This window comes from Pseudomonas sp. PNPG3, from assembly GCF_023093815.1.
Lineage (GTDB): Bacteria > Pseudomonadota > Gammaproteobacteria > Pseudomonadales > Pseudomonadaceae > Aquipseudomonas > Aquipseudomonas asiatica.
On the sequence record NZ_JALLKV010000011.1, the window covers coordinates 123724 to 133878 of the forward strand.

At 64.2% G+C, this 10155-nt stretch carries 9 protein-coding genes and 1 pseudogene; 5 read left to right on the forward strand and 5 right to left on the reverse strand.

All coding sequences use genetic code 11. The annotated features are described in order from the left end of the window. Position 1: 1 nt before the first annotated feature. Genes MJ643_RS10530 through MJ643_RS10540 form a run of 3 tightly spaced genes read right to left on the reverse strand, consistent with a single transcriptional unit; the run spans position 2 to position 2686 of the window. Positions 2-796 (reverse strand): ABC transporter permease, encoded by a 795-nt coding sequence (locus MJ643_RS10530; protein ID WP_024086803.1) that lies wholly within the window; start codon positions 794-796, stop codon positions 2-4. 4 nt (positions 797-800) lie between these two features. Beyond that, positions 801-1670 (reverse strand): ABC transporter permease, encoded by an 870-nt coding sequence (locus tag MJ643_RS10535; RefSeq protein WP_013972117.1) that lies wholly within the window; start codon positions 1668-1670, stop codon positions 801-803. Then, positions 1667-2686 (reverse strand): ABC transporter ATP-binding protein, encoded by a 1020-nt coding sequence (locus tag MJ643_RS10540; protein WP_047595416.1) that lies wholly within the window; start codon positions 2684-2686, stop codon positions 1667-1669. The genes MJ643_RS10535 and MJ643_RS10540 overlap by 4 nt, the downstream gene beginning before the upstream one ends. 249 nt (positions 2687-2935) lie before the next feature. On the opposite strand from MJ643_RS10540, the gene MJ643_RS10545 reads away from it, so the two are divergent. Continuing rightward, positions 2936-3763, forward strand: a complete 828-nt coding sequence (locus tag MJ643_RS10545; RefSeq protein WP_024086805.1) for an IclR family transcriptional regulator — start codon at positions 2936-2938, stop codon at positions 3761-3763. Between the two features lie 102 nt (positions 3764-3865). Here MJ643_RS10545 and MJ643_RS10550 read toward each other — a convergent pair whose 3' ends face one another. Next, a complete protein-coding gene (locus MJ643_RS10550; protein WP_024086806.1) occupies positions 3866-5719 on the reverse strand; it encodes an ABC transporter ATP-binding protein in 1854 nt (617 codons plus the stop codon). 244 nt (positions 5720-5963) lie between these two features. After that, positions 5964-6881 carry a LysR family transcriptional regulator gene (locus MJ643_RS10555; protein WP_023661550.1) on the reverse strand — a complete coding sequence of 306 codons (918 nt, stop codon included), beginning with the start codon at positions 6879-6881 and terminating at the stop codon, positions 5964-5966. Between the two features lie 120 nt (positions 6882-7001). Here MJ643_RS10555 and MJ643_RS10560 point away from each other — a divergent pair, with 120 nt between their 5' ends. The 4 genes and pseudogenes from MJ643_RS10560 to MJ643_RS10575 form a co-directional block, all read left to right on the forward strand. Further along, entirely contained in the window at positions 7002-7760 is a 759-nt protein-coding gene (locus MJ643_RS10560; protein WP_013972122.1) for a 5-oxoprolinase subunit PxpA, read from the forward strand. 90 nt (positions 7761-7850) lie between these two features. Next, positions 7851-8738: an allophanate hydrolase subunit 1 gene (locus tag MJ643_RS10565; protein WP_024086807.1), complete on the forward strand. Its 888-nt coding sequence runs from the start codon at positions 7851-7853 to the stop codon at positions 8736-8738. Beyond that, complete coding sequence (locus MJ643_RS10570; protein ID WP_023661548.1) at positions 8735-9706, forward strand: biotin-dependent carboxyltransferase family protein; 972 nt, start codon at positions 8735-8737, stop codon at positions 9704-9706. The genes MJ643_RS10565 and MJ643_RS10570 overlap by 4 nt, the downstream gene beginning before the upstream one ends. Positions 9707-9938: 232 nt before the next feature. Then, positions 9939-10155: pseudogene (locus MJ643_RS10575) on the forward strand (DotU family type IV/VI secretion system protein); the annotation flags it as partial.

The window sequence follows — 10155 nt, forward strand, 5'->3', positions numbered from 1 at the left end:
GTCATTGCTTGCCCACCAGCACGCGGTCCAGGCCATATACGCGGTCCAGGGCGACCATGGTCAGGGCGGTGACGGCGATAACCAGCGCCGAGATGGCGGCCATCATCGGGTCGATGGATTCGGTGGCGTATACGTACATGCGCACTGGCAGGGTCTGGGTGGCAGGCGAGGTGACGAAGATCGACAGGGTCACTTCGTCGAAGCTGTTGATGAAGGCCAGCAGCCAGCCGCCGGCTACACCGGGCAGGATCATCGGCAGGGTGACCTTGCAGAACAGCGTGACCCGGCCAGCGCCCAGGCTTTGCGCAGCCTGCTCGGCACTGCGATCGATTCCGATGGCTGCAGCCAGTACCAGGCGTAGCACGTAGGGGGTAATCACCACGACATGGGCGAACACCAGCCAGGCGAAGCTGCCATTGACCCCCAGCAGGGCGAACAGCCGCAGCAAGGCCACACCCAGCACCAGGTGCGGGATGATGATCGGCGATAGCAGCAGGCCGTTGAGAAAGCCTTGGCCGGGGAAGCTGTAGCGGGTGATCGCCAGGCCCGCCGGCACGGCGATCAGAGTGGCCAGCGTGGCAGCCAGGGCCGCGAGTTTCAGGCTGTTGTAGAACGCATCGAGGAAATCGGCACGCTCGAACACGGCGCTGAACCAGCGCAGCGAGAAGCCGGCGGTGGGCAGGCTGAGGGTGTTTTCCGGGGTGAATGCCACCAGGCACACCACCACCAGCGGGGCGAGCATGAACAGCATCACCAGGGCGTGAAAGGACAGGGCCAGCGGGCCGTTACGGGTCATCGGTTCAGACTCCAAGTGCGCGTTTGTAGCGGCGTTCGACCAGCCGGTTCCAGCTGAGCATCACCAGCAGGTTGATCAGCAGCAGGGCCACGGCGATGGTGGCACCCATCGGCCAGTTCAGTTCGGCCAGGTACTGGTCGTAGATCATGGTGGCGACCATCTTCAGCCGGCGCCCGCCCAGCAGGCCGGGGATGGCGAACGAACTGGCGGCCAGGCCGAACACGATCAGCGTGCCTGACAGCACGCCGGGCATGATCTGTGGCAGCACGATGCGGCGGAACACCGTCCACTGGCTGGCACCCAGTGACAGCGCGGCTTGCTCGGCAGCCGGGTCGAGCTTCTGCAGCGAGGTCCACACCGGGATGATCATGAACGGCAGCATCACGTGGACCAGGCCGATGATCACTGCAAAGGGCGTATACAGCAGCTTCACCGGCTGGCCGCCGAGGGCAGTGATGCCCTGGTTGACCAGGCCGTCGGCGCCCAGCAGCAGGCTCCAGCCGAAGGCCCGCACTACCACCGAAATCAGCAGCGGGGTCAGCACCAGGATCAGGAAGATCGAGCGCCACGGCGCGCCCATGCGGCTGAGCACCAAGGCCTCGGGGATGCCGATCAGCACGCAAAGCAGGGTGACCAGGGCGCTGATCCAGAAGGTGCGGAAGAAGATCTCGTAGTAGTAGGTGTCGGTCACCAGGCTCAGGTAATGGCCGAGGGTGTACTGGCCGGCCTGGATGCCGCTGCTGTAGTCGAACGCGTTGAACGACAGCAGCACGGTCAGCCCCAGTGGCACCACCAGCAAGGCCAGGAACAACAGCAGCGCCGGGCTGCTGAGGCCGTAGCCCCAGGCGCTGCTGCGCAGCTTTGCCGCGCTCATGCCGCCACCTCGTCAACGTTCAGTACCCGCAGCAGGGCGTCGTTCCAGTCCAGGCCGACCTGTGTGCCTTCATCCAGCGGTGTGTTGCCGTCGTTGGCACGCACCACGGCCAGGTTGCCCAGAGCAGTGTCGACCCGATACAGCCACTGGCTGCCGAGGAAGTAGCGGCAGCTGATGCGGCCTGGGAGCCTGCCGCTACCGGCCGGGCCGAGGCTGATTTTTTCCGGGCGCAGGCTGAGGGTCAGCGGGCCCTGGGCATTGGCCTGCGGTTGCCCGCCGGGGCCGGTTACGCCGCGCAGGCGGTTGGCCTTGCCGACAAAATCGGAAATGAAGGGCGTACCCGGGTGTTCGTAGAGGCGGTAGGGGTCATCTACCTGGGTAATGCGCCCGGCCTCCATCACCACCACCCGGTCGCTGATCGACAAGGCCTCGGCCTGGTCGTGGGTGACCATCAAGGTGGTAATGCCGACCTCGTTCTGGATGCGACAGATCTCGAACTGCATTTCTTCACGCAGGTGGGCGTCCAGGTTGGACAGCGGTTCGTCCAGTAGCAGCACCGGCGGTTCGATCACCAGTGCGCGGGCCAGGGCCACCCGCTGACGCTGGCCGCCGGAGAGTTCTCGCGGGTAGCGCTCGGCATGCTTGTCCAGGCGCACCAGCGCCAGGGACTGGTCGACCCGGCGGGCGATGTCGGCGTTGGCCACCTTGCGCATGCGCAGGCCGAAGGCGACGTTGTCGCGCACGGTCATGTGCGGGAACAGCGCGTAGCTCTGGAACACCACGCCCAGGCCTCGGCTGGCCGGCTTGGCGTGGGTGATGTCGCGGCCGTCGAGGACAATGCGGCCGCTGGTGACCTCGACGAAGCCGGCAATCATTTGCAGGGTAGTGGTCTTGCCGCAGCCCGAAGGGCCAAGCAGGGAGACGAACTCGCCTTTCTCGATGGCCAGTGACGAGCTGGCCACTGCCTCCGTGGCGCCATAGCGCTTGCAAAGCTTGTCGATCAACAGAAAGGTCATGGCTGTGCTCCATCGCAAACGGAACCGGGGTCAACCGGCAGTTTCAGGGTGGGCAGAGCGCCAGCGGCGAAAAGCAATGCTTTTACGGACGTTGGCGCTCGCTTCTGTGGCGGCGGCCGATGTTGTGATATCGCCCTATGGACCGGAGAGTAGGGCAATGATTAGGATGGCGACAAAGGGTAATTTCACTGGGTGACAGCTATTTTGAAATTATTCCACTGAATGGAATTTTTAAGGGTTTGACGAAAAATGGATTCCGATAAACGAAATGTGCAGGCCAAGGAAGTAGGTGTCGGTGCGGTGTCGCGTTTGTTCGCCGTGTTGCGTGCGCTGGGAGAATGCGGCGGCGAGGGCGAGAAGGTCAGCCAGCTGGCGCAGCGGGTTGGCCTGGCGCAACCCACAACCCACCGCCTGCTGCGCAGCCTGATTGAAGAAGGCATGGTCGACCAGTGCGCGACCAGCAAGCGCTACCGGCTGAGCCTGGATTTTTTTGCCCTGGCGGCCAAGGCCGGGCAAGCCGGCAACCTGCGTGATGTGGTGCGCCCCAGCCTGCTGCGGCTGTCGGCCTCGTTGGGCGATTCGCTGTTCCTGCTGGCGCGCTCGGGGTTCGATGCGGTGTGCCTGGACCGCAGCGAAGGGCCATACCCGATCCGTACCTTCACCGGCGATATTGGCGGCCGTGTGGCCTTGGGGGTGGGGCAGGGCAGCCTGGCAATCCTGGCCTTCCTGCCGGAGGAGGAGCGCGACGAGGTGATCCGCTACAACCTGCCGCGGCTGAAGGATTTCCACCATTACGACGAAGTCATGCTGCGCGCCGAAATCGACAATGTGCGCAGCCTCGGCTATGCCGGGCGCAATACCGGAGTGCTCGATGGCATGGCCGGCCTGGCGGTGCCGATCCTCGATCGCAACGGCCATGCGGTGGCGGCCCTGAGCGTGGCGACCATCAGCGACCGCCTGGGGCCCAACCGCATGCCGACCGTGGTGGCGCTGCTCAAGCGCGAGGCGACGGCGATTGGCGAACGGGTCAACCCGTTTGACCCGGTGCTGCGCCGGCCTTCGCACGTGTTTGGTTGAGGGCCAGGATTGAGCTCAGTCCATCGTCGCGATGGAAACTGATGGAGGTCGACGCATGGCACCGGCTTTGCCGGTGTTCGCCGGGCCCGCTCCCATACAGGCCTACTCCATCGCCTCGGCCACACCCTGGTCCTCACCCAGGAACCCGCCGCTCTGGTGCTGCCACAACCGCGCATAAGTACCGTTCTTCGCCAGCAGTTCCGCATGGGTGCCTTGCTCGATGATGCGCCCTTCATCCATCACGATCAGCCGGTCCATGGCGGCAATCGTCGACAACCGGTGGGCGATGGCGATGACGGTCTTGCCTTGCATCATTTCATCCAGGCTCTCCTGAATGGCCACTTCCACTTCCGAGTCCAGCGCACTCGTGGCTTCGTCCAGCAGCAGGATCGGCGCGTTCTTCAACATCACTCGGGCAATGGCGATGCGTTGGCGCTGGCCACCAGACAGCTTGATGCCGCGCTCTCCCACCAGGGTGTCGTAACCCGTGTTGCCCTGGCGGTCGCTGAGCTGGCTGATGAAACCATCGGCCTGGGCATTGGCCGCAGCGGCGCGGATCTGCGCTTCGGTGGCATCGGGGCGGCCATAGGCGATGTTGTCGCGAATCGAGCGGTGCAGCAGCGAGGTGTCCTGGGTGACCATGCCGATCGCCGCGCGCAGGCTGTCCTGAGTGACCTTGGCCACGTTCTGCCCGTCGATGCGGATTTCACCACGGTCCACGTCGTAGAAGCGCAGCAGCAGGTTGATCAAGGTGGACTTGCCGGCGCCGGAGCGGCCGACCAGGCCGACTTTTTCGCCCGGGCGAATGTGCAGGCTCAGGTCGTTGAGCACCTGACGCTCGCCGTTGTAGTTGAAGCTGACCTTGTCAAAACTCACCGCGCCCCCTGTGGTTACCAGCTCCACAGCATCCGGCGCATCCTTTACCTTGGGGCCGCGGGTGAGGGTGGCCATACCGTCCTGCACGGTGCCGATGTTTTCGAACAGCGAGGTTATCTCCCACATGATCCAGTGCGACATGCCGTTGATACGCAAGGCCATGGCGGTGATCGCCGCCACCGCCCCGGTACCGACCTGGCCCTGGTGCCACAGCCACAGCGCATAGCCACCGGCAGCGATGATCAAGCCCACCACCAGCGCCTGGTTGACGATTTCGAACTGGCTGACCAGACGCATCTGGCGAAAGCCGGTCTGCTTGAAGTCCTCCATGGCCGCGCGCGCGAAGTGCGCTTCGCGGTTGGCGTGCGAGAACAGCTTCACCGTGGTGATGTTGGTGTAGGCGTCGGACACCCGCCCGGTCATCGACGATCGCGCATTGGCCTGCTCCTGGCCGACCTTGCCCAGGCGTGGCACGAAATACAGCATGGCCAGGCCGAACAGTACGACCCAGGCAATGAATGGCAGCATGAGTTTCAGGGCAAAGCCACCGGCCAAGGCAATGATCGCGATGAAGTACACCCCGATCCCGGGCAGGATCTCGATGATGGTGAACAACACATCGCGTACCGCCAGTGCCGTCTGCATCACCTTGGTGGTGACCCGACCGGAAAACTCGTCAGAAAAGAACGACAGGCTCTGGCGTAGCATCAGCCGGTGAAAGTCCCAGCGCAGCCGCAGCGGCAAGTTGATCGCCAGCACCTGGTGCTGAACCATGGTGCGCAGCGCCACCAACCCGATGCTGACCAGCAGGACGATGCCGATACCCCACAGCACCCGGGTTTCTTCGGGGCCGACGGTACCGCCGGCCTGCCAGGCCGAGAGCAGGTCCACGACCTGGCCGAGAAAGGCGAACAGCCAGGCTTCGTAGATCGATACCCCGGCACTGAGCAGCGCAAGCGCCAGGATGTAGCCGCGTGCGCCCCGGGTGCAGGCCCACATGAAGCGCAACAGGCCAACCGGTGGCGGTGGTACCTCATCAGGTGGGAAGGGATCGAGCCAGCGCTCAAAGATGCGAAGCATGCTTGTCTCCGGAAAATCAATTCTTGCCTGGCCGGTGACCATGACACGCAGCGATATGTCCGCTGTCGCCATGGCAGGCTTGGGCTGCAATGCAGCCCCAGTCAAGCCGGCAACCTTAACTGACAGACACTGACCCAACGGTCGTTGTTAACAAAACTTTGCAAATTATTACATTTCTGTCTGATTTCATTTTGCCTTGGTGCTGTAGGGGTACCCGCAACGAGATCGGGCCTGCAGGGAACGGTCAGCGCCGTGCCGACAACTGCTGCGGTGCCAAAAAAGCATCATGGAAGTAATTGCGTACAGCCTGCATCGCCGGGCTGAACGCCCGTTCCCGGTGCCAGGCCAGCCCAACGCTCATCGGTGTCACCGGGTCGCTGATGGTCACCGTCTCGATACGCTTGCCCTCCAGCGACCAGGGCCGGTGCACCAGGTCCGACAGGATCGCTACACCGCTGCCATTGGCAACCATGCTGCGCACGGCCTCCACCGAACTGGTCCGCACCCGCACTTTCGGCCGCTGCCCGGCCTGTTCCCAATAGCGCATGGCGCTTTGCTCGGCCTCATCCACGGTCAGCAGGATGAACGGCTCGCAGGCCACATCGGCCAGGCTTACCGCCGAGCGCTCGCACAGCGGATGGTTGCCAGGCAGCCACAGGCGGCGTTCGGAGTTGAACAGGGTTTCCGAGACGATGTCCGGGTGGGTGAGGTTGGCGGTGAGTACTACTGCCATGTCGAAACGACCCTCCAGCAACCCTTGCTCGATGGCGCTGCGCTCCTGCTCGTACAGCTCCAAGGTCACATCCGGATGCCAGTGCTCCAGCCGCTGCAGGTGATGGGGCAGGAAGTAGCCGATCACCGTGTAGCTTGCCGCCAGGCGCAGCAGGCCACTGGCGCGCACGTCCGGCAGCGGGCTGTTCAACGCATCGTCCACGCTACGCAGGATCACGTAGGCGCGGTTGAGGAAGTGCCGGCCAGCCTCGGTCAGGCTCATGCCCTGCGCCGAGCGCTGGAACAGCAGCACGCCGAGCATCGCCTCCAGCTCCTTGATCGCCGTGGTCACTGCAGACTGGGAAATGTTCAGGTGGATTGCCGCCTGGGAAATCTGGCCGATCTCGGCGGTGGCGACGAAATAGCGGACCTGGCGCAGGGTCAGTGACACGATAGCTCCCGGGGGTATCTGATTTTCAGAAGACACCCTATCTGTTTATAGATCTTCCCAAGGGGGTGCGGAGAATCTAACGTGGCTTGCATGCAGTCACAAGCGCCAGGAGAGACAGTCATGCAGGTGGTGGATTTCAACTCGGACATGGGTGAGGGCTTTGGCCCGTGGACGATTGGCGACGGCGTCGACAACGAGCTGATGGGCTACATCAGCACGGCCAACATCGCCACCGGCTTCCATGCTGGTGACCCCGGCACCATGCGCCGTACCGTCGAGCGGGCCAAGGCCCTGGGCGTCGCAGTGGGGGCGCACCCTGGGTTCCGCGACCTGGTCGGCTTCGGTCGCCGGCACATCAATGCCCCGGCCCAGGAACTGGTCGACGACATGCTCTACCAGCTCGGCGCCCTGCGTGAAATTGCCCGCGCCCAGGGCGTGCGCCTGCAGCACATCAAGCCGCACGGTGCCCTGTACATGCATCTGGCACGTGACGAAGAAGCTGCACGGCTGCTGGTGGAGAACCTGCGAGTGATCGAGCCGGAGCTGCTGCTGTACTGCATGCCGGGTTCGGTGATCTGCCGCATCGCCCAGGAGCTTGGCCAGCCGGTCATTCGCGAGTTCTACGCCGACCGCGAGTACGACCTGAGCGGTTCGATCGTGTTCACCCGCAATGTGCGGGGCTACGAACCTGGAGCGGTCGCTGAACGGGTGTTGCGGGCTTGCCAGCAAGGCGTGGTGCGCACGGTCGAGGGCCAGGACCTGGCCATCGAATTCGATTCCATCTGCCTGCACAGCGACACCCCGGGGGCGCTCGACCTGGTCGAGGCCACGCGCAAGGCGCTGGACGCTGCCGGTATCGTGGTGCGTGCGCCACGCTGAATCCGTGGGGCATCCGGCAGGTATACGCCGGAGCCCGTGCAATTTGCTTTCGCCTGCCTTTCTGTAAAGACTCCAAGAAAAGGAACAGTCATGGCCGAACCGCTCGCTACAACCCCTATCCGCTACAGCTTCGGCGCCGACGAGCACCTGTTTGCCGAAGTCAGCGAGAGCATGTCGCTGGAGGCCTTTTTCAAGGGCATGGCAGTCACCCGCGCGGTGGAGCGGCTGGCCCTGGATGGCGTGCTGGATGTGTGCCTGGCCAACGCCTCGTTCCAGATTCGCTTCGACCCGGACCGTATCGCGCCGCAGGCACTGCTGGAGGCGGTGCGCGGTGCCGAAGCGCAGGCAGTGGCCGAGCGCTCGTTGCAGACACGGATCATCGAGATTCCAGTGCTGTACAACGACCCCTGGACCCATGAAACACTGATGCGTTTTCGTGACCGCCACCAGGCCCCGGGCAGCACCGACCTGGAGTACGCCGCGCGGATCAACGGCCTGGCCGATGTCGAGGGGTTCATTGCCGCGCACAGCGGCGCGCCGTGGTTCGTGTCGATGGTCGGGTTCGTTGCCGGCCTGCCGTTCATGTTCCAGATGGTCGAGCGAGAGCGGCAACTGCAGGTGCCCAAGTACCTGCGCCCGCGTACTGACACCCCCAAGCTCACCCTTGGCCATGGCGGCTGTTTCGGCTGCATCTATTCAGTGCGCGGGGCAGGTGGCTACCAGATGTTCGGCGTCACTCCGGCGCCTATCTACGACCCGCAGCAGACGCTGAACTACCTGAAGGAGCACATGGTGTTCTTCCGCCCGGGAGACATCGTGCAGTTCAAACCCATTGACCGCCGCACCTACGACCAGGCGGTGGCGGATGTCGAAGAAGGCCGTTTCGACCTGCGCATTCGCCCGGTGGAATTCTCCCTGGACGCGTTCCTTGCCGACCCGGTCGGTTATCCACGGACTCTGCAGGAGGTGCTGGCATGATCAAGGTACTCAAACCCGGCTTGGCTACCTCGGTGCAGGACCTGGGCCGCGAAGGCTACTACCACCTGGGCATCCCGCCGTCCGGCGCCCTCGACCAGTACGCCCTGAGGGCGGCCAACCACCTGGTGGGCAACCCGGCCGGCGCCGCGGGCCTTGAGTGTGCGCTGGTGGGGCCGGAGCTGGAGTTCCAGCAGGATGCCCTGGTGGCGGTTTGCGGGGCGCAGATGCCGGCCTTGCTCGATGGCCGCGAGCAACGCCCGGACACCGCGTTTGCCGTACGTGCCGGGCAGGTGTTGCGTTTCGGCTTCCCTACTGCAGGTGCCCGGGCCTACCTGGCGGTGGCCGGCGGTATCGATGTACCCGAGGTGCTCGGCAGCCGCTCCACCTATGCGTTGGGTGCATTGGGTGGCTTGCATGGGCGCAAGCTGATGGCGGGTGACCTGTTGCCGGTCGGCATGCCCAGTGGCAAGACCCGCGCCGGCGCGAGCCTGCCGATGGCCTTGCGCCAGGCCTTGGGCGGCGAGGTGGTGCTGCGGGTGGTGCCGGGGCTGTATTTTCACCGCCTGACCAAGGCTGCGGTGCAAAGCTTTTTCACCGAAGCCTGGACGGTCGGCTCCGAGGCTGACCGTATCGGCTATCGCTACAAGGGCGGCAGCGCCTTGAGCTTCCAGCCACGGGAGCAGCCGTTCGGGGCCGGCTCGGACCCGTCGAACATCGTTGACAGCTGCTACCCGATCGGCTCGATCCAGGTGCCCGCGGGGCTGGAGCCGATCATCCTGCACCGTGACGCGGTGTCGGGTGGCGGCTACGCCATGATCGGCACGGTGATCAGCGCCGACCTGGATCTGATCGGGCAGATGCAGCCCAACCAGCAGGCGCGGTTCCTCGAGGTAAGCCTGGAGGAAGCCCTGGAAGCTCGGCGCTCGTACAAGAAGAAGCTGGGTTTCCTGGCCAGGTTGTTTGGCTGATTGATGTTTGCGGCGGTGCGCCACCCACACAAGGGCTGGCGCAGTCGTTGCAGGAGCGGCCTTGTGTCGCGAAAGGGCCGCCGAGCGGCCCCGGAATTCCGGCATCACAGCGTCCAGACAAGCCAAAAGGAGAAAATTCCTACAGCGCTTTGGGACGCACCACGCTCCTCGAAGAATTGATTCCCCGATAGTGTTCATGTCTTCAGCCTAACTGGAAGACAAGGACCTCTTCATGCCCGGCCCATCTGCTGTTCGTATTGGAAAACCCCAGGCCGCCAACGCTGCCCATGACGTAACCGAAAGCAGCCTGCATGCCATGCTCGATGTCCCGGAGGGCAGCGATTCACCTTATCCACCCGGCCACGGCGGGCGCGCGGATCATGAGGGTTATCCGGCCGACCCGGACTTCCAGCTACGCGGCGGCTTCGCCAACCTGATGCTCGACGCGG